General features: G+C 71.8%; 18 protein-coding genes. 2 read left to right on the plus strand and 16 right to left on the minus strand.

Annotated features, from left to right (window positions below; all coding sequences use genetic code 11):
* Position 1 precedes the first annotated feature (1 nt).
* The 9 genes from ACNF49_RS48310 to ACNF49_RS48350 all read right to left on the minus strand — a co-directional run bounded on the left by ACNF49_RS48310 (position 2) and on the right by ACNF49_RS48350 (position 9,913).
* On the minus strand, positions 2-904 hold the full coding sequence (locus ACNF49_RS48310) for a serine hydrolase (protein ID WP_482941920.1): 903 nt from the start codon (positions 902-904) through the stop codon (positions 2-4).
* Between the two features lie 80 nt (positions 905-984).
* Complete coding sequence (locus tag ACNF49_RS48315; protein ID WP_482941921.1) at positions 985-1,929, minus strand: quinone oxidoreductase family protein; 945 nt, start codon at positions 1,927-1,929, stop codon at positions 985-987.
* Positions 1,930-1,967: 38 nt separating this feature from the next.
* On the minus strand, positions 1,968-2,861 hold the full coding sequence (locus ACNF49_RS48320; RefSeq protein WP_482941922.1) for an alpha/beta hydrolase: 894 nt from the start codon (positions 2,859-2,861) through the stop codon (positions 1,968-1,970).
* A gap of 60 nt (positions 2,862-2,921) precedes the next feature.
* Complete coding sequence (locus tag ACNF49_RS48325; RefSeq protein WP_357984265.1) at positions 2,922-4,316, minus strand: NAD(P)/FAD-dependent oxidoreductase; 1,395 nt, start codon at positions 4,314-4,316, stop codon at positions 2,922-2,924.
* A gap of 175 nt (positions 4,317-4,491) precedes the next feature.
* Complete coding sequence (locus ACNF49_RS48330; protein ID WP_482941923.1) at positions 4,492-5,286, minus strand: ABC transporter permease; 795 nt, start codon at positions 5,284-5,286, stop codon at positions 4,492-4,494.
* 14 nt (positions 5,287-5,300) lie between these two features.
* Positions 5,301-6,152, minus strand: coding sequence for an ABC transporter permease (locus tag ACNF49_RS48335; RefSeq protein ID WP_357984259.1), 852 nt, complete (start codon positions 6,150-6,152; stop codon positions 5,301-5,303).
* A 2-nt stretch (positions 6,153-6,154) separates the two neighbouring features.
* A complete protein-coding gene (locus ACNF49_RS48340; RefSeq protein WP_498703591.1) occupies positions 6,155-7,348 on the minus strand; it encodes a polyamine ABC transporter substrate-binding protein in 1,194 nt (397 codons plus the stop codon).
* 48 nt (positions 7,349-7,396) lie between these two features.
* Positions 7,397-8,464 carry an ABC transporter ATP-binding protein gene (locus ACNF49_RS48345; protein WP_482941925.1) on the minus strand — a complete coding sequence of 356 codons (1,068 nt, stop codon included), beginning with the start codon at positions 8,462-8,464 and terminating at the stop codon, positions 7,397-7,399.
* A 15-nt stretch (positions 8,465-8,479) separates the two neighbouring features.
* Positions 8,480-9,913: a gamma-aminobutyraldehyde dehydrogenase gene (locus ACNF49_RS48350; RefSeq protein ID WP_357984251.1), complete on the minus strand. Its 1,434-nt coding sequence runs from the start codon at positions 9,911-9,913 to the stop codon at positions 8,480-8,482.
* 203 nt (positions 9,914-10,116) lie between these two features.
* Between ACNF49_RS48350 and ACNF49_RS48355 the strand changes: the two genes are divergently transcribed.
* On the plus strand, positions 10,117-10,608 hold the full coding sequence (locus tag ACNF49_RS48355; protein WP_352322709.1) for an Lrp/AsnC family transcriptional regulator: 492 nt from the start codon (positions 10,117-10,119) through the stop codon (positions 10,606-10,608).
* Here the strand turns inward: ACNF49_RS48355 and ACNF49_RS48360 are convergent.
* Genes ACNF49_RS48360 through speB form a run of 3 tightly spaced genes read right to left on the minus strand, consistent with a single transcriptional unit; the run spans position 10,605 to position 13,695 of the window.
* Positions 10,605-11,261 (minus strand): cyclase family protein, encoded by a 657-nt coding sequence (locus tag ACNF49_RS48360; protein ID WP_482945688.1) that lies wholly within the window; start codon positions 11,259-11,261, stop codon positions 10,605-10,607. The two genes, ACNF49_RS48355 and ACNF49_RS48360, sit on opposite strands and share 4 nt — an antisense overlap.
* Positions 11,261-12,766: a purine-cytosine permease family protein gene (locus tag ACNF49_RS48365; RefSeq protein ID WP_482941926.1), complete on the minus strand. Its 1,506-nt coding sequence runs from the start codon at positions 12,764-12,766 to the stop codon at positions 11,261-11,263. Before ACNF49_RS48365 ends, ACNF49_RS48360 begins: the two co-directional genes overlap by 1 nt.
* On the minus strand, positions 12,763-13,695 hold the full coding sequence (gene speB / locus ACNF49_RS48370) for an agmatinase (RefSeq protein WP_352322711.1): 933 nt from the start codon (positions 13,693-13,695) through the stop codon (positions 12,763-12,765). Before speB ends, ACNF49_RS48365 begins: the two co-directional genes overlap by 4 nt.
* A 70-nt stretch (positions 13,696-13,765) precedes the next feature.
* On the opposite strand from speB, the gene ACNF49_RS48375 reads away from it, so the two are divergent.
* On the plus strand, positions 13,766-15,220 hold the full coding sequence (locus ACNF49_RS48375) for a PucR family transcriptional regulator (protein ID WP_357984245.1): 1,455 nt from the start codon (positions 13,766-13,768) through the stop codon (positions 15,218-15,220).
* A 9-nt stretch (positions 15,221-15,229) separates the two neighbouring features.
* Here ACNF49_RS48375 and ACNF49_RS48380 read toward each other — a convergent pair whose 3' ends face one another.
* Genes ACNF49_RS48380 through ACNF49_RS48395 form a run of 4 tightly spaced genes read right to left on the minus strand, consistent with a single transcriptional unit; the run spans position 15,230 to position 21,100 of the window.
* Positions 15,230-17,956, minus strand: coding sequence for a glycoside hydrolase family 38 N-terminal domain-containing protein (locus ACNF49_RS48380; RefSeq protein ID WP_498703594.1), 2,727 nt, complete (start codon positions 17,954-17,956; stop codon positions 15,230-15,232).
* A complete protein-coding gene (locus ACNF49_RS48385) occupies positions 17,947-19,035 on the minus strand; it encodes a Gfo/Idh/MocA family protein (RefSeq protein ID WP_482941927.1) in 1,089 nt (362 codons plus the stop codon). Before ACNF49_RS48385 ends, ACNF49_RS48380 begins: the two co-directional genes overlap by 10 nt.
* Positions 19,032-19,931: a TIM barrel protein gene (locus ACNF49_RS48390; RefSeq protein ID WP_357984238.1), complete on the minus strand. Its 900-nt coding sequence runs from the start codon at positions 19,929-19,931 to the stop codon at positions 19,032-19,034. Before ACNF49_RS48390 ends, ACNF49_RS48385 begins: the two co-directional genes overlap by 4 nt.
* Positions 19,922-21,100: a CehA/McbA family metallohydrolase gene (locus ACNF49_RS48395; protein ID WP_357984236.1), complete on the minus strand. Its 1,179-nt coding sequence runs from the start codon at positions 21,098-21,100 to the stop codon at positions 19,922-19,924. The genes ACNF49_RS48390 and ACNF49_RS48395 overlap by 10 nt, the downstream gene beginning before the upstream one ends.
* Positions 21,101-21,145 lie beyond the last annotated feature (45 nt).

Genomic DNA, 21,145 nt, shown 5'->3' on the forward strand with positions numbered 1-21,145 from the left:
GTCAGGCGCCCGGGTTCCACGGGCAGGCCCGGATCATCGTCGGTGACAGCTCGTCGAGGCGGGTGCCGATCATCCTGGCCACCCCCTCGATCGTCTCGATGCCCGCCCCCTCCCCCGGCTGCTCGTCGGTCTGCACCGCCAGCAGCAGGTCGCGCCCCGGCCCGACGACGCGGCCGTAGCTGGTCACCGCCCAGGTGTTGTGGATGAACGGGCGCGGCGTCCAGCCGTTCTTCAACGCCACCCGGTCCACCGGGCGGGCGGCCGCGCTGACACCCCACGACTGGTCCTTGACCACGCGTCCCATCAGGCCGAGCACGAGGTCGCGGTCGCGGTCGGACAGGCCCTCGCCGCCCTTCACCAGCACCTGGAGCAGGCGGATGCGGTCGGCGGGGCTGGTGTTGGTGCCGCCCCAGAAGACGCCGGGCCCGGGGACGGTCTCGGTCAGGCCCATCCGCCGGTAGAACTCGCCCATCGCGCCGCCGACCCGGCCCCACAACGCGTCGGCGGCGCCGTTGTCGCTCTCGGTGATCATGCGCTCGGCCAGGTCGCGTTCCTCCTCGCCCAGGGCGCCGCGGCCGAGCACGAGCGCCGTCAGGATGTCCACCTTGACGCCGCTGGCGGTGATCATGTCGTGCTGGTGCTCACCGCGGCCCAGGGTGATGCCGCTGTCGAGCTCCAGCATGCTGTAGGCGACCCGTCCCGGGCGTCTGGACAGGTACTGCTCGATGTCGTGCGCGAGCCGGTCGCGGGCCGCCCTTCCAGCCCTCTTATCCTGAAATTTCAGGACGCATCGGCCGACCTTCACCGGCGCCTTCCGCACGCCCGGCACCTCGGGCAGCCGTCCGGCCGCACACCCGGTCGCGAGCCCCCAGACCACTGCGACGGCCAGCCATCTCCACCACACTCGCAAACCCCCGTGATCGTCACGTCTCGGGGGTTTTGATCACCTTCTGCCCAGTGGCGGCAATGGTCACACCCTGCCCGTCAAGGCAGGAGCACCACCTTTCCGACAGTTCGCCGTCCGGCCAGGTCGGCCACGGCCCGGCCCGCCTCCGCCAGCGGGTACTCGCCGCCCACCAGCGGCCTCAGCCGGCCGGCCGCGGTCAGCGCGAGCAGCTCGCCCAGCGGGGGCCCGACCATCTCCCGCCGCCCCCGCAGCGGACGCAGCCAGAACCCGAGGACGGCGAGGTTGCCCGCGGTGAGCCGCCCGACCTCGACCGGCCTGGCCTGCTCGCCCGACGACGACCCGTAGCTCACCAGCCGCCCGAAGGGGGCGAGCACGGTCAGCGCCGCGTCGAAGACCTCGCCGCCCACGGCGTCGAGCACGACGTCCACCGGCCGGTCGCCGTTGGCCTCGATGACGCGCTCGGCGTACCCGTCGGCCGCGCCGTCCACGGCGGCGTCCGCGCCGAGGTCGAGGGCGAGCGAGCGTTTGTCCTCGCTGGAGGCGGTGGCGATCACGCGTCCGGCGCCGAACACCTTGGCGAGCTGCACGGCCAGGCTGCCGACGCCGCCCGCGCCGGAGTGGACGACCACGCTCTCGCCCTCCCTGAGCCGCGCCGACGAGCGCAGCAGGTGCCAGGCGGTGAGCCCCTGGACGAGCAGCGCCAGCGCCTCGCCGGCCCGCAGCGAGCCGGGCACGACCACGACGTCGCCCTCGTCCAGGACGGCCCTGGAGGCGTAGCCGTTGGCGGTGAAGCCCATCACCCGCCGCCCCCGAGGGTCGAGCCCGACGACCTCGCTGCCGGGGATGTGCGGCAGGCGGTCGGGAGCGGAGTAGTGGCCGGAGATCTGCCGCACGTCGGCGAAGTTCAGCCCCGCGGCCTCGACGTCGACCAGCACCTGGCCCGGCCCCACCACCGGGTCGGGCACCTCGGCCTCTTCGAGCACCTCCGGGCCGCCGAAGCGGGTGAACTGGATGGCACGCATGAATCCCCCCATTCCGTGCGATACCACCCAGCGTAACGTCAGGCTCCGGAGCCGCCCGGCCGGAGGTGCTCGGCGAGGAAGTCCGCCGTGGCCTCCACGGCCTGCGACACGTACGGCTCGCGGTCGTAGAGGTCGATGTGCTGCTTGGCGTCCACCCAGACGAGCCTCTTGGGCTGGTCGAGCCGCTTGAACGCCTCCTCGGCACCCTCCGGCGGGCAGAACCTGTCGATCACGCCGTGCACGATCAGGGCGGGCTTCGGCGACAGGAAGTCGGCGCCCATCATGTTGTCCATGGTGATCAGCTCGCGCAGCCCGGCCCGGGTCACCGCGTTCCGCCACGAGGCGGAGGCGCCGCGCTCGGTGCCGTAGTAGGCGAACGGCTCGTCGCCCGGCATCGCGGCCTCGCCCTCCTCGGCCACGGCGGGCACGTACTCGACCGGGCCGCCCCGGTCCTGCCGCTCCAGGACGCCGGCGAACCCGGCCAGCGCGGCCTGGTAGTCCATGCCCGACCGCATCGTGTACGGGTTGTTGTAGGCCCCGGCGATGCCCGCGAACGCCCGTACGCGCGGGTCGAAGGCGGCGAACCTCAGCGCGTACCCCGCGCCCAGGCAGATGCCGACCGCGCCGATCAGGTCGCCGTCCACCTCGGGGCGCGACCGCAGCAGCGACACCGCCGCCCGCAGGTCGGCCAGCTTGCCCTGCGGATCCTCCTGCCCGCGCGGCTCGCCGCCCGACTCGCCCCAGTTGCGGTGGTCGAAGGACAGCGTCACGTAGCCGCGCCGGGCCAGCCGTTCGGCGTACAGGCCGGTGACCTGGTCGCGCACCCCGGTGAACGGCCCGGTGAGCACCAGCCCCGGCCAGGGACCGGTGCCCTCGGGCGTCCGCAGGTCACCGGTCAGGGGCACGCCGTCGGCGGCGAACTCGACTTTCATGGTGACAAGTGTGCGCCAGGCCCGCGGCCGGCGGGCCCGGCGCCCCCTCGGAACACCGGATCAGGAGTCGAACCCGAGGCCCATCTTGTCGAGCGTGCGCAGCCACAGGTTGCGCTTGCCCTGATGCTGGTCGGCCTGGGCGATCGACCACCGGGTGAACTGGATCACCCCCGACCGGACCGGCTCGGGCGGGAACGGGACCGGCTTCTCCTTGACCATCCGCAGCTCGGTCCGCTCGGTGGCCTCCCCCGACAGCAGGTCGAGCATCACGTTCGCGCCGAACCTGGTGGCCCCGACGCCCATGCCGGTGTAGCCCACGGCGTAGGCCAGCCGGCCGCCGTGCGCCGTGCCGTAGAAGGCGCTGAAGCGGCTGCAGGTGTCGATCACGCCGCCCCAGCGGTGCGTGAAGCGCACCTGGGACAGCTGCGGGAACGTGGTGGCGAAGTGCTCGGCGAGCTTGACGAACGTCTCGTCGCGCTGCTCGTACTCCGGCTTGACCAGGCCGCCGTTGTAGTAGACCGCGTCGTAGCCGCCCCACAGGATGCGGTTGTCGTCGGTGAGCCGGTAGTAGTGGAACTGGTTGCCCGAGTCGCCGACGCCCTGCCGGTTGTGCCAGCCCACCTCGGCGAGCTGGGCCGCGGTCAGCGGCTCGGTCATCAGGGCGTAGTCGTACACCGGGACGACGAAGTGCTTGAGCCTGCGCAGCAGGGGCGGGAAGACCCCCGTGCCCAGCGCCACCCGGCGGCCCGTCACCGACCCGTACGGGGTCCGCAGAGTGATCGTCGTGCCGTCGTCGCGCAGCGAACGCACCGGGCTGCGCTCGAAGACCCGTACGCCGAGCCGCAGGCACGCCTCGCGCAACCCCCAGGCCAGCCGCGCCGGGTCCAGCATGGCGCAGCCGCTGCGTTCCCACAGGCCGCCCAGATAGGTCGGCGAGTTGACCTCGGCCCGCACCTGCCGCTCGTCCATCGGCACGTAGTCGAGGCCGAGCTCGGAGATCAGGTCCAGGTGTTCGCCCAGCGAGTCGAGCTGCCACGGCTCGGTGGCCACGTGCAGCTCGCCGGTGCGCTCGAAGGAGCAGTCGATGCCGTGCCGCTCCAGCGTGCGCTCGATCTCGTCGAGGTTGTCGACACCCATGCGTTCGAGCCGGCCGATGTCCTCCGGCCACCGTTCCAGGCCGTTGGCCAGGCCATGGGTGAGGGTCGCCATGCAGAACCCGCCGTTGCGGCCGGTCGCCGCCCAGCCGATCCTGCGCCCTTCGAGCAGGACCACGTCCAGTGAAGGGTCACGTTCCTTGGCCATCAGGGCCGTCCAGAGCCCCGAGAAGCCTCCGCCGACGACGACCAGGTCGGCGTCGGTGTTTCCGATGAGCCGCGCGCGCGGCTCGGGTCTGGCCGGGCTGTCCAGCCAGTACGGCTTGCGCTCCGCGTCAGCCAGCGCCTTCAGCGGATCCACAAATCCCACTTCCCTACGAAAGTCTTAGATGTTCTTTGATGATTGCGGGATCCAAAAGCATGATGTGATCACGCGCGGGTTCCCCCCGCCGAAATCCGATCTCGCCTCCCTGTTCTTGGTCGGAATACACCAATCCCCCCGCCGGATCGCGGGGGAAAGCCTGTTGGAGCAGATCCTAGGCGCGGCGTCTGGCGGCCACCGCGTTCGCCACGGCGATCAGCACACCGATCCCGAAGATGAGCGTACCCATCACGTTGACCTGCGGTGGAATGCCGGTCTTCACCGCGCCCACGATCCACAGCGGGAAGGTGACGGTCGAGCCGTTGACGAAGCTCGTCACCACGTAGTCGTCGATCGACAGCGCGAAGGAGAGCATCGCGCCCGCGAGCACGCCCGGCATGATCGAGGGCAGCGTCACCTGCCGGAACGTGCCCCAGGCGGTCGCGCCGAGGTCCTTGGCCGCCTCCTCCAGCGACGGGTCGAGCGTGATGACCCGCGCCCTGACCGTCACCACGACGAAGGAGAGCGAGAACAGCACGTGCGCGACGATGATCGTGTTGCCGTCGCGCGGCACGTTGCCCGAGACGAACAGCGACAGCAGCGAGGCCCCCATCACCAGCTCCGGCGTGGAGATGGCGGCGAAGACCAGGAAGTTCGTGGCGCCGAGGCCGCGGAAGCGGTGGCGGCCGACGGCCAGGCCCAGCATCGTCCCGATGACGACCGTGATCACGGTGCTGGCCAGGGCGATCACGATGGAGTTGCGCAGCGCCGTGGTCAGGTCGGAGATCTCGAAGAGCTCGCCGTACCACTTGAGGGTGAAGCCCTGCCAGCTCGTGTTCGACTTGCTCTTCTTGTCGTTGAAGCCGAACAGAATCATGACGGCGATCGGCGACGACAGCCACAGGATGATCAGCCAGGTGTAGACGTGCAGCAGGCGGTCGCCGAACCTGCCCCGCGCGCCCCTGCTCATTGCTCGCTCGCCGCTCATCGCGCCGCCGCCTCAAGGACGTTCTCGGTGCCGAGCGCGCGGGCGTAGACGAAGATGCCCACCAGCAGGATCGCCATCAGCGTGAACGACAGCGCCGAGGCGGTCGGGTAGTCGAGGTTGGTCAGGTACTCGGTCTGGATGATGTTGCCGATCATGGTGTTGGCCGTGCCGCCGAGGATCTGCGCGTTGACCGGGTCGGCCGTCGCGGGCACGAACGTCATCAGCACCCCGGCGAAGACGCCGGGCAGCGACAGCGGCAGCACCACCCGGCGGAAGGCCCCGGCGCGGGTGGCGTACAAATCCTGGGCCGCCTCCACCACCCGCGGGTCCACCCGCTCCAGGGCCACGTAGATCGGCAGGATCATGAACGGCAGGAAGTTGTACGTGAGCCCGCCCACCACGGCCACGGTCGTGGCCAGCACGTGGAAGCTCTCCGGCAGCACCCCCCAGCCCTTCAGCGTCCCGAACAGGATGCCGTTGTCGGCCAGCAGGAAGTTCCACGAGATCGTCCGCAGCACGAACGACACGAAGAACGGCAGCAGCAGCAGGAACAGGTACACCGACTTGCGGCTGCCGCCCTTGAAGGCGATCCAGTACGCCACCGGGTAGCCGATCACCAGCATGGCCACCGTGGCCAGGCCGCCGTACAGGAGCGAGCGCAGCAGCTGGTCGCTGTACCTGCCGAGCGCGTCGGCGTAGTTGGAGAAGCTGAACGTCATCGCGTAGCCGTCGATGGCGTTGCCCGTCTGGAGCGAGACCGACGCCATCGCCACCATGGGCACGACCAGGAAGATCGCCAGCCACAGCCAGCTCGGCAGGGCGAGCAGGTAGGGGGTGAGCCGTTTCATGGCTATGCCTGGGTGATCGACTGGAAGATGGAGTTGAACACCTGCTCCTGCTGGGTGGTCAGCTTGGTGTAGGTGCGCAGCTTGGCGTAGTCGGCCTCCGAGGGGAACATGAGCGAGCTGTCCACCATGTCCTCCAGGGCCTTCTTGTCCTCGCCCTTGGCCGTCTTGGCCTTCTCCCGCAGGAGGTCCTGGACGGCCGGGACCGGGGTGACGAACTGGATGAACTCGTCGAGCTCGGCGGCCACCGCGGGCTGGTACAGGTAGTCCATGAGGGTGAGGGCGTCCACGGGGTTGGCCGCGCCCTTGGGGATGAGCATGTTGTCGGTCCAGATCGTGCCGCCCTCCGCCGGCACCACGAACTTGACCGGCTCGCCGGCGAGCTGCCGCTGGAAGATGTCGCCCGACCAGGCCATGGTCAGCCAGACGTCGCCCTTGGAGACGGCGTCGATGTAGCTCTGGTCGTAATATTTCCGGACGATTCCCGCGTCGCGCTGCTGCTTGAGCTTCTCCCCGGCCTTCTTCCAGTCGGCCTCGGTCGACTTCTCCGGATCGACGCCCAGCGCGAACATCCCGAAGTTGCCGATCTCCTGCGCGTCGGCCATCATCCCGACCCGCCCCTTGTACTTGGGGTCGAACAGGGCCTCGATGCTGGTGATGTCGTCCTTGACGTACTTGGTGTTGTAGGCGATGCCGGTCACGCCCGAGGAGTAGGGCATCGTGTACTGGTTGCCCGGGTCGTAGGCGCGTTCCTTGTACTTGTCGCCGGCGTTGGCCAGGAAGTTCGGCATCCGGCTGTGGTCGAGCGGCACGATGTAGCCGAGCTCGACCATGTGCTGGAGCTGCACGCCGTTGGTCATCACGATGATGTCGTAGCCGAGCGACTGGCCGGCGCGGAGCACGGGGTCGGCCTTGCCGAAGAACTCCGCGTTCTCCTGGATGACCTCCTTGTACTCCACGGAGATCCCGGTGGTCTGGGTGAACTTCTTCAGCGGGGCCTGGTCCTCGGGCATGTACTCGGGCCAGTTGGCGAAGACGAGCTTGCCGTGCTTGCTCTGCTTGGACCAGTAGTCCTGGACGGCGTCGGCCTTCGGAGGGGCGGCCTTCTGGCCCTGGACGCCACAGGCGGCGAGCGCGAGGCCGGCGGCGGACAGGCCGGTGACACGGAAGAAGTCGCGGCGGGTGCGGGGCTGGGTCATGCCCCTCAGGAGGGCGGGGGTGATCTGGCGGGGGTTCATGGGGTGCTATCAACTTCCAATCACGTAAGAGTGCTGCGCCTCCCACGACAGCCACACGGAGTCGCCCCGCTCCGCGGTCGCCGTCGCGTCATGCGCGTTCTGCTCGAACACGGTGATGTCGGCCCCGTCCGCGAGCTTCACCGCGTAACTGTTGGAGGTGCCCAGGTAGACCATCTCCGTGACGGTCCCGGGGACGGCGCTCAGCCCGGCTCCCGGCTCGTCCGCGCAGATCGTGATCTTCTCGGGGCGGACGGTCACCGTCACGTCGCCCTCGTGGCCCGGCACCAGCACCCGGCCGCCGCCGATCCCCAGCACCCCGCCGGTCACCGTCCCGGTGATCAGGTTGGAGGTGCCGATGAACCCCGCCACGAACGCGGTGGCCGGCCGTTCGTAGATCTCCCGCGGGCTCGCGAGCTGCTCGACCAGCCCGTCGTTCATCACGGCGATCCTGTCGCTCATGGTCAGCGCCTCGTTCTGGTCGTGCGTCACGTACACGAACGTGATGCCGACCTCGCGCTGGATGCGCTTGAGCTCGATCTGCATGGCCTGGCGCAGCTTGAGGTCGAGCGCGCCCGAGGGCTCGTCGAGCAGGAGCGCCCGCGGCCGGTTGACCAGCGCGCGGGCCAGCGCCACGCGCTGCTGCTGACCGCCGGACATCTCGCGCGGTCGGCGCTTCTCCCGGCCGGTCAGGTCGACGATCTCCAGCATCTCGCCGACCCGCCGCCGGATCTCCTCCTGCGGCGTCTTGCGCTGCTTCAGGCCGAACGCCACGTTGTCCCACACGCTCATGTGCGGGAACAGGGCGTAGGACTGGAAGACCATGTTGACGTCGCGCTTGTTCGGCGGGACGTCGGTGACGTCCTTGCCGTGCAGCCTCACGAGCCCTTTGGTGGGCTCCTCGAAGCCGGCGATCATCCTCATGGTCGTGGTCTTGCCGCATCCGGACGGGCCGAGGAGGGAGAAGAACTCCCCCTCGGCGATGTCCAGCGACACACCCTTGACCGCCTGGACGACCTCGCCGTGCGAGAGGTACTCCTTGACGACGTCCTCAAGCTGAATCGCGGATAGCTCGGTCATGTCCAGGGCTCGTCCTTATTCGCCGATGTAGTGCATGACGTGCTTGACCCTGGTGTAGTCGTGCAGACCGAACACCGACAGGTCCTTGCCGTACCCGGAGTGCTTGAAGCCGCCGTGCGGCATCTCCGAGACGAACGGGATGTGCGTGTTGACCCAGACCACGCCGAAGTCGAGGCGGTTCGACATGCGCATGGCGCGGCCGTGGTCGGAGGTCCACACCGAGCTGGACAGGCCGTACCTGACGTCGTTGGCCTTGGCCAGCGCGTCGGCCTCGTCGGTGAACGTCTGGACGGTGATGACGGGGCCGAAGACCTCGTTCTGCACCATCTCGTCGTCCTGCCGCAGGCCGTCGACGACGGTCGGGGCGAAGAACCAGCCCTTGTCACCGACGCGGTTGCCGCCGGTGAGCACCTTGGCGTGGCCGGGGACCCGGTCCATGAAGCCCTGGACCCTGGTGAGCTGGTTCTCGTTGTTGAGCGGACCGTAGAGCGCTTCCTCGTTGTCCAGGCCGCCGGTCACGGTCGCGGCGGCGGCCTCGGTCAGCGCGGCCACGAACTCGTCGTGCACGCTCTCCTGGACGAGCACGCGGCAGGCCGCGGTGCAGTCCTGGCCGGCGTTGTAGAGACCGGCGGTGGCGATGTCGGCGGCGGCCTTGGCGAGGTCCTTGACGTCCTCGAAGACCACGACCGGCGCCTTGCCGCCGAGCTCCAGGTGCACCCGCTTGAGGTCGTCGGCGGCGCTCTTGGCGACCGCCATGCCCGCGCCGACGGACCCGGTGATCGCCACCATGGCGGCGGTCGGGTGGCCCACGACCAGCGCGCCGGTCTCGCGGTCGCCGGTGACGACGTTGAAGACGCCGGGCGGCAGCACCGAGCCGACGATCTCGGCCAGCTTGAGCGTGGAGGCCGGGGTGGTGTCCGACGGCTTGAGGACGATCGTGTTCCCGGCGGCCAGCGCCGGGGCGATCTTCCACACGGCCATCATCATCGGGTAGTTCCAGGGGGTGACCTGGCCGACGACGCCGATGGGCTCGTGCCTGATGACGCTGGTGTGCTCGGCGAGGAACTCCCCGGCCGTGGGGCCCTCCAGGGTGCGCGCGGCGCCGGCGAAGAAGCGGAAGTGGTCGGCCGCGACCGGCGTCTCGTCCTCGGCCATGCGGGCGCGCGGCTTGCCGGTGTTGAGGCACTCGGCCTCGTTGATCTCGTCGGCCCGGGCGTCGATCGCGTCGGCGACCTTGAGCAGCAGGTTCGCCCGCTCACCGGGGGTGGTCCGACCCCACGACTCGAACGCGGCGGCCGCCGCGGCGTAGGCCGCGTCGACGTCCTCGACACCGGAGACCGGGGCCTGAAGGTAGGCCTCTCCCGTGCAAGGGTCGATGATGTCGGAGAACCGGCCGCTCTGGGCGTCCACGAACTCACCGTTGATGAAGTTCTGCAGACGGGTGGTCAATGCACGACCTCCTCGTTGAGGTGGCTGAGATGCCGCGACTCTTACAGAGCAGATGCATCTGGACAAGGGATTTCGTGGTGAAGATATCAAATTGCTACGAATTCGCTTGACACACCGCCAAGAACTGACAACATGTCGCACCAGGACGGCAATCGAGCGGGAACGCCCCCGTAACGCCGGACCGCTAGGAGGATTCCTCTGACATGACGACGCCGCCCCGCGTACGACGAAACAACGCCAGTTCCGGGCCCGTCGTGCTCGACGATCTCTCCAAGCAGATCATCGAGCAGCTCCAGTCAGACGGGCGCATGCCCTACGCGGCGATCGGCAAGGCCGTCGGGCTCTCCGAGGCCGCGGTCCGTCAGCGCGTCCAGCGTTTGCAGGACGCCGGGGTGATGCAGATCGTCGCGGTCACCGACCCCCTCACCCTCGGCTTCCCCCGCCAGGCGATGATCGGGGTCAACTGCGAGGGCGACCTGGAGTCGGTGGCCGACGAGCTGTCGGCCATCGAGGAGATCGACTACGTGGTGCTCACGGCAGGCTCCTTCGATGTGATCGTCGAGGTGGTCTGCGAGGGCGACGGGCACCTGCTGGAGATCCTCAGCAAGATCCGCGCCATCCCCGCCGTCCGGGCCACGGAGTCGTTCGTGTACCTGAAGCTGCGCAAGCAGTCGTACTCCTGGGGCACGCGCTAACCGATCCGCGCCACGGCCCGCACGGGCGCGCCGTCGGCGCCGTCGAGCCGCAGCGGCATCATCCAGACCTCGATCGGCCGCCCCCGGGCCTGGGCGTCGAGCAGCCGGTCGAGGCCGGTCAGGTTCTCGGCGATCACGGCGTGCGCCCCGCACAGGACGCGGTGGGCCGGGAAGTCGTCGGCCGGCGTGGGGTCGACGCTCAGCGCGTCGATGCCGACCGTGCGCACGCCCCGCTCGACCAGCAGCGTGGCGGCGTCCTCGGTGAGGAAGGGGTGGCCCTGGTAGGACTCGCCGCCCCAGTGGGCCGACCAGCCGGTCGCGACCAGCACGATGGGCGCGTCCCCGCCGGACGGCCAGGCCAGGCCGTCGAGGAGCCCGGCCCCGATCGGGGACCGGGGCGCGAGCCCCCGGGCGTCGGCCACCACGGCGGGCCCGGCGAAGCGGGACAGCGGCAGCTCGCCGAGCGCCGGCAGCGCGTCGTCGATGTGGAAGGGGGCGTCGACGTGGGTGCCCGACTGCGAGCCGAGGTGCAGGCCCAGCACGTTGACGCCGTCGCGGGCGACGGTGAGCGCGGGGGCGACCGAGACCTCGGGATCGCCCGGGTAGACGGGCATCCCGGTCTCGACGGGCACCGACAGGTCGACGAGTTCCATCACGCCATCGATTCTGCCGCGTCCACGATGGGCAGGATCGGCGTATCGGCCGAGCGCACCAGGCGCGGGCCCCGCGGGCCGTACACCTCGCGCGGTTCGGGGAAGAGCGCGAGCAGCGTCAGGTAGAGCACGGCCGCGACCGCGAGGCCCAGCGGCAGCGAGACGTCCACGCCGCCGGCCAGGTCGCCCAGCGGCCCGACGAACTGGCCGGGCAGGTTGACGAACATCAGCGCCACGGCGGCCGCGAGCAGCCACGCCGTGAGGCCGCGCCAGTTCCAGCCGTGGGTGAACCAGTACCGCCCGCCGCGCTGCCGCCGGTTGAAGACCTGCAGGGCGTCGGGGTCGTACCAGCCCCTGCGGGTCACGTAGCCGAGCATCATGATCACCATCCAGGGCGCGGTGCAGGTGATGATCAGCGTGGCGAACGTGGAGATGCTGGCCGTCAGGTTCGCCGCGAAGCGCCCGACGAAGATGAACACGATCGACAGAGTGCCGATGAACACGGTCGCCTGCACCCGGGAGAAGCGCGGGAACACGCTGGAGAAGTCGAGCCCGGTCCCGTACAGGGAGGTGGTGCCGGTGGACATGCCGCCGATCAGCGCGATCAGGCAGACCGGGACGAAGTACCAGGCCGGCGAGATCGCCAGCAGCCCGCCCACGTAGTTGGGCGCGGCCGGGTCGACGTACTCGGCGGCCTTGGCGGCGATGATCGAGGCGGTGGCCAGCCCGAAGAAGAACGGCAGGACGGTGGCGAGCTGCGACAGGAAGGCCGCCGCCATCACGCGGGAGCGCGGGGTCGAGGCCGGGATGTAGCGGGACCAGTCGCCCAGGAAGGCGCCGAAGGACACCGGGTTCGACAACACGATCAGCGCCGCGCCGATGAACGACGGCCAGAACAGCGGGTCGCCGGCCGCCAGCGTCCCGGGATAGGACGGGTCGAAGTCCCCGGCGAAGGCGAACAGCCCGAGCACGAACAGCAGCGACGCCGCCGCGACCGCGATCTTGTTGACGAACAGCATGAAGCGGAAGCCGTACACGCAGACCACGAGGACGAGCAGGGCGAAGACGGCGTAGGCCACCCCGTAGGACAGGTCGGTGTCGGGCAGGCCGACGAGCCGGTGCGCACCGCCCACCAGCGCGTCGCCCGACGACCACACCGAGATCGAGAAGAACGCGATGGCGGTCAGCAGCGACAGGAACGAGCCGACGACCCGGCCGTGCACGCCCAGGTGGGCCGAGGAGGAGACGGCGTTGTTGGTGCCGTTGAGCGGCCCGAACAGCGACAGCGGCGCCAGGATCAGCGCCCCGACCACCAGGCCGAGCACGGTGGCCGCGAGCCCCTGCCAGAACGACAGGCCGAACAGGATGGGGAAGGCGCCGAGCACGCAGGTGGCGAACGTGTTCGCGCCCCCGAAGGCGACCCGGAACAGGTCGAACGGCCCGGCGGTGCGGTCGGCGTCGGGGATGCGTTCGACGCCGTAGGTCTCGATCTCGGTGATGCTCATGTCTTCTCCTGCATCGCCAGCAGGCTGACGAGGTCGTAGGCCACGTGGGAGGCGGCGACCGAGGTGATCTCGGCGTGGTCGTAGGCGGGGGCCACCTCGACCACGTCGGCCCCGATCAGGCGGCAGCCGGCCAGACCGCGGAGGATCTCCAGCAGCTCCCGGCTGGTGAGCCCGCCGGCCTCCGGCGTGCCGGTGCCGGGGGCGTGGGCGGGGTCGAGCACGTCGATGTCGACGGAGACGTAGAGCGGGCGGTCGCCGACGCGCTGCCGCAGCACGTCGATGACCTCGTCCAGGCCGCGGCGGAGCACGTCGGCGGCGGTCAGGATGCCGAACCCGAGCCGCCGGTCGTCCTCCAGGTCCTTCTTGCCGTACAGCGGGCCGCGGATGCCGACGTGGCTCAGCGCCTCGGTGTCGAGAAGGCCCTCCTCGACCGCCCGGCGGAAGGGGGTGCCGTGGGTGTACTCGGCGCCGAAGTAGGTGTCCCAGGTGTCGAGGTGCGCGTCGAAGTGCAGCAGCGCCACGGGGCCGTGCTTCCTGGCCGCCGAGCGCAGCAGCGGCAGCGCGATCGTGTGGTCGCCGCCGATGGTGACCAGCCGGGCGTCCAGCTCGTCGGCCGCGGCCTCGATGGTCTCGACGGCCTCGCCGATGTCGAACGGGTTCGCCGCGATGTCACCGGCGTCGGCGACCTGGACGCGCTCGAACGGCGAGACGTCCAGCCCCGGGTGGTAGGGCCGCAGCAACCGGCTGGCCTCCCGTACGGCGGCGGGGCCGAACCGGGCGCCCGGACGGTAGGACACGCCCGCGTCGAAGGGCACGCCAACGACGGCCACGTCCGCCCGCTCGACCTGGTCGAGCCGGGGCAGCCGGGCGAAGGTGGCGGGCCCGGCGAAACGCGGGACCCGGGAGGAGTCGACGGGACCGATGTGCATGCTCGTCAGTGTTCGTCACGCTTCTGACCTGCGGCAATTGTTACTCCCACAAAGTAATACGGTGTGTGTTGTGGCTGACCACAAGCTGACGGTCGAAGACCTTCTCCGCTCCCCCGCTCTCCAGCTCCGCGTGCTCGCCGGCGAGGCCGGGCTGTCCCGCTCGGTCTCGTGGGCGCACGTCAGCGAGCTGGCCGACCCGACGCCCTGGCTGCTCGGCGCCGAGGTCATCATGACGACCGGTCTCGGCCTGCCGCGCTCGGCCGCCCGGCAGCGCGCCTACCTCGAACGCCTCGACGACGCGGGGGTCTCGGCGCTCGCCCTGTCGGCCCAGCTGCACGTGCCGCCGCTGCACCAGGCGTTCTTCGAGGCCGCCGAGGAGCGCGGCATGCCGGTGCTGGAGGTGCCGCTCGCGGTGCCGTTCATCGCCGTCTCGCAGGAGGTGGCGGCGGCGCTGCAGGAGGACGCCAGCCACCGGCTGGGCGCCCAGCTCCAGGTGTTCGGCGCGCTGCGCTGGCTGGCCGCCGAGGACCTCGACACCGTCACCCTGTTCAAGCGCCTGGAACGCCTGTCCGGCTACGACGTCTACCTGTGCACCCCGCAGGGCCGGCCGTTGTTGCCCGGCGTGCCGGTGCCCGCGCTCGACGTCCTGCCCGCCGAGCCCGACGCGCCGCCCACGATCCCGGGCGGCTTCGCGCTGCCGGTGCCGGCGCCCGGCGGCCCAGCCGGGTTCCTGGTGGCCTTCGAGCGGGAGGGTGCGCGGCCCGCCGGGCTGGCCGTGGTCCAGCACATCGCCACCGTGGCCGCCCTCCAGGTCGCCATGGTCAGGCATGAGCGCGAGACCCTGCGCAGAGAGGGCGCCGAGACGCTGGCCGAGCTGCTCCAGGACGTGCTCGACCCGCCCGCGGCCCGGCGCCGGCTGGCCAGGATGGGCCTGCCCCTGGAGACCGGGTCGGTGCTGCTCGTCGTGCGGCACGCGCCCGACGACGCGCTGCGCAGGGCGGTGGGCGAGCTGCCGCACCTGCTGCTGCGGCGCGGCGACGACCACTACCTGCTGGGGCCGCCCGAGCTGGGGCCCGCGGTGGCCGCCGTGCCCGGGGTGAGCGCGGGCGTGAGCCGGCCGTTCCCGCCGGGCGAGTCGTTGCGGGTGGCCCAGCGCGAGGCCGTGTGGGCGGCCGCGCACGCCGCCGAGTCGGGCAAGGCGCTGGTCCACTACGGCGACGACACGACCGGCCGCTGGCTGCCCGACGACCCCTCGACGCTGTCGGCCCTGGTCGACCACGTGCTGGGCGAGGTGCTGGCCTACGACGAGGCCCACGACTCGCGGCTGCTGCTGTCGGTGCGCACGTGGATGGAGCGCAACCGCCACGTCGAGGACGCGGCGGCGGCGCTGCACGTCCATCCCAACACGCTGGCCTACCGGCTGCGCCGGTTCGCCGCGCTGAGCGGGCGCGACCTGTCGTCCAGCGCGGCGTTCGCGGAGGTCTGGCTGGCCGTGCGCGCGGCCCGCCAGCTCGGCCTGTGCTGAGGCTCCGGGTCAGCGGAGCTGGACGGTGGCGATCTCCCACGGTCTCAGCGGCAGCCTGAGCGTGCCGTCCTCGGTCTCCAGCGGCTCGCCGGGGCTGCCGGTCAGGCCGGCCCGCCTGGCCCGGGTGAAGGCCCCCCGCACCACGGCCTCGGTGCCGGACGAGGTGAGCGCCACCAGGCGCAGCTCGTGCCAGTCGTCGCGGCGGCGCAGCGAGCTCATCGTCACGCCCTGGCCGGACACCGACAACCCCTGCGCCGCCGGCGGCGGGCTCAGCTCGCGATCGCCGCTGCCCGGCACGACCAGCAGGTCGTGCCGGAACGTCTCCGCCTGCGGCGGCACGTCCCGCCAGTCCATGTACGGCATCAGCGCCAGCGACACGGTGTGCGGCCCGCGTGACTGCGCGGCGGGGGTCGGCAGCTGCGGACCGGCGGGCTCGGGGCGCAGCGCGTTGTGGTTGCGCGACAGGTAGCCGACCGAGCGCAGCAGCGTGAGCGCCAGCTCGTACCCGTCGTCCAGCAGCTCGTACTCGGTGACGTGCTCCAGCAGCGCGGCGACGCCGCCGGCGGCCACCCAGCCGGAGGCGGGGAAGGTGGGCAGCGGGGTCTCGCCGCAGCCGCCCTCGGCCTCCAGCTCCCGCCGCACGATCGCGAACTGCCCCTCGGCCAGCGAATGGTCGGCCCGCCTCGGCAGCGGCACGTGCAGCCGCACCCGGTGGTCGGCGCACCGGTTGTCGAACGACACCCGCAGCCGGACGAACGGCTCGCCCGCCCGCAGCTCGACCCGCATGGTGACCACGACGTCCTCGGTCGCGCCGGTACGCGCGGGCGGCGGCCGCTCCGGCGTGTTGGGGACGGGCTCGCCCGCCGCCGGCCACAGGTAGACCCGGGTGATCTCCACGGCGGCGACGAGCGGGCCGCCTTCGACGATCTCCGTGTCGATCGAGATCGGCTCGGACACGACCAGGTCGTCGGCGGGGGGCGCGTGGTTGTAGGTGTCGCCGGAGTCGCCGCCGTCCTCGATGCGGCCCACGCCGGTGATCGTCCGGCCGTCCTCGCCGAACAGGCCGAGGGTGCCGTCGGGCTCGATCTCGACCCGCAACAGCCCGTTGTCCATCACCGTGGAGCTGACCTTGATGGGCAGGACGCCGGTGTCGGAGGAGAGCCAGCAGTCCTGGTGGTGGCCGTTGTTGCGGACCTCCGCCAGCGGAGCGGGGTGCGTGGGCTCGGGCGGGCCGGGGCGCAGGCTCGTGTGGCCGAGCGCGGGCACCTCGACGAAGGCGGCGACCGTGGACCGGGGCTCGGCCTCGACCCGGACCCAGGTCACGCCGTCGAGCGCGCGGCGCAGCTCGGCCTGGTCGAACGGCCCGCGCGGTTCCCTGCCCACGGTGATGAGGAGGATGTCGTCGAACACCTTCCAGCCGATGACGTGCTGGCCGTACAGCTCGGTGCCGTGCACGAAGCCCAGCACGGTGAGGGGGTCGATCCGCTCGTCCAGCAGCAGCACCGGCCCGCACTCCAGGGGCTGGGTGGGCACCGGCGTGCCGGAGGGGCCCACCAGCGGCCCGCTGCCGCCGGCCACGTCGGCGATCACCACGCCGCTGCGCACGGCGGGCGTCGGGTTGACGACGAGCACGCCGTCGGCCGGCACCGCCGCCGCCAGCCGCGCGGTCACCATGTCGCGGACGGCCTGCCCGAGCTGCTCGGCCTCGGCGATGCGGGCGGCGACCTGCTGGGCGGTCTCGTCCACGCCGCAGCCGGTGACCGAGTCGTGGCCACTGGCCTCCACCAACCGCCGCCAGGCCATGTCGAGGAAGCGGCCGGGCCACGGGCCGCCCCAGAGCGTGGCCAGGGGCTCGGCGTAGCGCTCGACCATGCGCTCGGCCCGGCCCATGGCCTGCTTGACGGCGGCGCGGACGGAGATGACGCCGGGCAGGATGTTGGCGCGGGCGTGCGAGCGCAGCTCGCCGACGACCTGGGGCAGCCCCGCGGTGTCACCCGAGAATTTCTCGATATATCCAGACAAGGTGTCCATGCGGGCGCCGACGGCCGCCACCATCTCCGGCAACCCGCGCACGGGGGCCGAGTGGTCGGTGCCGTACATGGCCAGCAGCTCGCCCTCGGGGCCGTGCCAGGCGCGCATGGTGGCGACGAACTCCGCCGCCCGCTCCTCCAGCCCCTTGGCGTCGGAGAACAGGTGGGCGCCGTTGCCGTAGCCGCCCTCGGGCAGGTACTGGGTGCGGATCGCCGTGCCGTCGGGGGCCACCCAGGCGAAGGCGTCGGTCGTCACCGACGACGGCACCCCGCGGTAGACGCAGGCGTGCTCCAGACCGGCCAGCCGCAGGATCTGCGGCATCTGGGCGGTGTGACCGAACATGTCCGGCAGGTAGCCCACCCGCATCGCGCCGCCGAGCCCGTCCGCACCGGCCAGCCCGAGTTCGAGGTTGCGCACGATGTTCTCGCCCGAGCAGAGGAACTCGTCGAGCAGGATCTGCCACGGACCCACCGCCAGCCGCCCGGACTCGACGAGCGCCGCGACGCGGTGCCGGTTCTCCGGGCGTACCTCCAGGTAGTCGTCCACGCAGGCGAGCTGGCCGTCGAGGGTGAAGTGGTAGGCGGGCTCGCGTTCCATGGTGTCGAGCACCTCGTCGAGGAGGTCCACCAGCCGCAGCCTGAAGCGCTGGAAGGGCTCGTACCACTCCCTGTCCCAATGCGTGTGCGGTACGACCACTATGTCCATGCCGCCGCCTCCCCTCCGATGGGCAGCCGATGCTGGACGGCGTAGCGGGCGGCGATCCGCTGAGCCGTCACGATGTCCTCCAGTGCGCCGGCCGCGTCGGTGAGCGGCGAGCTGCCATCGTTCACATAAGCATGGAAGGCCGTCAGTTGTACCTCGAACGCCTCGGTCACCTGGCGGTGTTCGGCGCGGGTCTCGGCCCCGGAGACCACGGTGAGGGTGGTGGGCGCGTTCATCAGGTAGGGCGTGGGGAAGACCAGCTCCAGCGTGCCTCCGTCGTGGTGGATCGCGACGGTCTCGCGGTAGGCGGGGTAGCCGTCCAGGTAGTGCCAGCGGATGTGGAACCGGCCCGCCACGGGCAGCGGCCCGGAGATCTCCACGGACCCGGGCGCCGGCCCCCAGCTGTCCACGTGCGCGATCTCCCGCGGCGATCCGGTGAAGCGCCTGAGCAGCGACAGATCGTGGCAGATCGAGCCCAGGGAGACCGCGTAGACGTTGCGCAGCGACTCCGGGGCGGCCTGGCCCAGCGCTCGGGAGACGAGCGTGTCCTCGGCCTCGCGCAACGAGCCGAGCACGCCGGGATCGACGTCGCCGGCCCGCGCCAGGTTCGCGAACGCGAGCTGCGACTCCCCGCTGGGATGCAGCACGGTCACCTCGACCGACCGGACGGCCGCCGGGCCGCCCAGCTCCTCCAGCAGCGCGACGGCCCGGCGCACGGCCGGGTCGTACTGCTTCATGTAGCCGACCATCAGCCGCCCCTCGGGCAGCGCCGCCACCTCCGCCCTGGTCAGCGCGAGCGGCTTCTCGCACAGCACGGCGTACCCGGCGGCCAGCGCCCGGCGCACGGTCTCGCCGTGGGAGCCGGAGGCCAGCACCACCACGGCCTCGAAACCGCCGTCGGCCAGCATCTTGGCCAGGGAGGTGTAGCGCCGGGACGTGCCCAGCCGGTCGCCGACGACGTCGGCCAGCGTGCGCGACAGGTCGCAGACGGCGCTCACCTCGAACAGGTCCCGCCGCCTGGACAGCAGCGGCACGTAGACCGCCTGGGTGACGGCCCCGCACCCGACCAGCGCGATCCTCACAGGCCCAGCTCCCTCAGCCGCTCGCGGTTGGCGGCCTGGTCGGCGATGTTCCGCGCGACCGGGCGACGGCCCGGCATCGTGTCCTGCTCGACCACGATCCAGCCCTCGTAGCCGATGGCGTCGAGCGCCGCCACGACCGCGGGCAGGTCGAGCTCGCCGTCGCCCAGGCGGGTGAAGCCGCCCCTGGCCATCAGCTCGCGCAGGTCGGCGCCGTCGTCCAGGGCGGCGGCCAGGATCTTGGTGTCGCCGTCCTTGACGTGCACGTGCCCGACGCGGCCGGCCCACGCGCGCAGCGCCGCGACCGGGTCCCCGCCGGCCAGCAGCAGGTGGCCGGTGTCCAGGCAGAGCTGGACGTCGGTCAGCTCCAGGAGGCGCTCGACGTCGTCGGGGGTCTCGACGTAGGTGCCGAGGTGGTGGTGGAAGGCGGGTTCCAGGCCGCGTTCGCGGCAGCGGTCGGCGGCGTCCTGGACGCGGGCGGCGTACCCGGGCCAGTCGGCGGCGGGCAGCCCTGGGGCGCTCCCGCCGGGCCTGGCGAACCTCTCGGGCGAGCCCGAGCAGGCCAGCGTGGGCCGGGGCGCGAAGAGGGCGGGCGCCTCGGGCGCGGCGGCGAACACGTCGAGCGCGGCCTCCAGCGCGGGCAGCCCCCGCCGGTAGGCCTCGGCGTCGCCGTATCGCAGGTCGACCCAGCCGCCGGCGAGCAGGAGGCCGTGCGCCGACAGCCGGGCGGCCAGGCCGGGGCCGGTGCCGAGATAGCCGATGGGCCCGGAGTCGATGCCCGCGTAACCGGCCTCGGCCAGCGCGCGGACCATCTCGTCCGGGCCCAGGGGTGGCGGCGCGTCGCTGAGCTCGAACACGCCGAAGCTCACCGGCGCGTTCGCGACTCTCCTCACTCGCATAGGGCGATCACCTCGTTCTCGTAGGTCTCCAGGCGGTGGCGTCCCTCGACGGCGGGGAGCAGCGCCCGCTCGCCGCGTACGACCTGGCGGGCGCCGCCGGGGCGGACCAGCACCAGGCCGTCGGCGTCGAGCGCGAGCAGCTCGTCGCCCAGCCGGAGCAGCAGCGGCGCGTCCGGTCCCGCCGAGACCGCGGTGCGCCCGGCGCGTACGCCGTCGAGCACCGCGCCCGGCTCCTCGGCCAGCACCCACGTGGTCGGCGCGCCCGGGAGCCCGTCGCTGCCGTGCCGGTGGAAGTCGCTGCCGCCGATCGCCACCACGTCGTCGCGCCAGGCGTCGGCCCAGGCCAGCGGCGCGCCCCAGCGGCGGTCCCACCACCCGGAGCTCCACACCTCGGCCACCCTCGGGCGTTCGTCGACCGGCAGCAGCCAGGCGCAGTCGCCGCCCAGCGGGTGGTTGATCGAGATCAGGCCGCCCGCACGCCCCGCGTGCTCGGTCCAGGAGCCCGCGGGCCGCCGGAAGTCCACCCAGCCGACCTCGCCGAACACGTTGGCGTGGCCGCGGTCGGTGGTGACCTCCTGGCCGGGGATGAGCGTGACGCCGCGGTCGGTCGCGCGCAGCCAGGGGTGGTGGCTGACGGTGTTGTGGTCGGTGACCGCCAGGAAGTCCAGGCCCCGGCCGCGGGCCAGCTCGGCCAGCTCGGCGACGGTGAGCGCGCCGTCGCTGTGGACGGTGTGCGCGTGGAAGTCCCCGGCGAACCAGCGCAGCCCGCCGACGTCGGGCACGTCCCTGCGCGGCGGCCGTTCGCCGGGCGGCGGGTCGGCGGCGACCGGCTCCGGCGGGGCCGTGCGCCCGGCCGTGATCTCCAGGGTGAAGTCGAGGCCCTGCGGCGGCACGCGGTGCAGCCCGAGCCACACGTGCCAGGTGCCGGGCTCGGGGACGCCGGGCAGGTAGCCGGGGGTGGCCCAGTCTCGGGCGATCGTGAACTCCGTGCGCGCCCCTCCCGACCAGCCGCGGAAGCCGCCGGGCGAGCCGCAGCCGAGATCGAGCACGCCCTGCGACCGGTCATGGTCGAGCCGCACGGTGACGGACTCCGACCCGGCGGGCACCTCGAAGGGGACCTCGCGCAACGACCGCTCCAGCCGGTCGTCGAGGCTCCAGTGGCCTTTCACGCCGGTCCGCCCTTGCCTGAGGCGGGGCGGAAGGAGAGCTTGGTG

The sequence above is a fragment of the Actinomadura sp. ATCC 39365 genome (assembly GCF_054392275.1).

Bases quoted from the DNA above. Each gene is read 5' to 3' on its own strand.
- speB (WP_352322711.1), bottom strand. From the start codon at position 13,695: ATGCACATCGGTCCCGTCGACTCCTCCCGGGTCCCGCGTTTCGCCGGG.
- ACNF49_RS48360 (WP_482945688.1), bottom strand. From the start codon at position 11,261: ATGGAACTCGTCGACCTGTCGGTGCCCGTCGAGACCGGGATGCCCGTC.
- ACNF49_RS48355 (WP_352322709.1), top strand. From the start codon at position 10,117: ATGACGACGCCGCCCCGCGTACGACGAAACAACGCCAGTTCCGGGCCC.
- ACNF49_RS48345 (WP_482941925.1), bottom strand. From the start codon at position 8,464: ATGACCGAGCTATCCGCGATTCAGCTTGAGGACGTCGTCAAGGAGTAC.
- ACNF49_RS48365 (WP_482941926.1), bottom strand. From the start codon at position 12,766: ATGAGCATCACCGAGATCGAGACCTACGGCGTCGAACGCATCCCCGAC.
- ACNF49_RS48315 (WP_482941921.1), bottom strand. From the start codon at position 1,929: ATGCGTGCCATCCAGTTCACCCGCTTCGGCGGCCCGGAGGTGCTCGAA.
- ACNF49_RS48390 (WP_357984238.1), bottom strand. From the start codon at position 19,931: ATGCGAGTGAGGAGAGTCGCGAACGCGCCGGTGAGCTTCGGCGTGTTC.
- ACNF49_RS48320 (WP_482941922.1), bottom strand. From the start codon at position 2,861: ATGAAAGTCGAGTTCGCCGCCGACGGCGTGCCCCTGACCGGTGACCTG.
- ACNF49_RS48330 (WP_482941923.1), bottom strand. From the start codon at position 5,286: ATGAGCAGGGGCGCGCGGGGCAGGTTCGGCGACCGCCTGCTGCACGTC.
- ACNF49_RS48380 (WP_498703594.1), bottom strand. From the start codon at position 17,956: ATGGACATAGTGGTCGTACCGCACACGCATTGGGACAGGGAGTGGTAC.
- ACNF49_RS48335 (WP_357984259.1), bottom strand. From the start codon at position 6,152: ATGAAACGGCTCACCCCCTACCTGCTCGCCCTGCCGAGCTGGCTGTGG.
- ACNF49_RS48340 (WP_498703591.1), bottom strand. From the start codon at position 7,348: ATGACCCAGCCCCGCACCCGCCGCGACTTCTTCCGTGTCACCGGCCTG.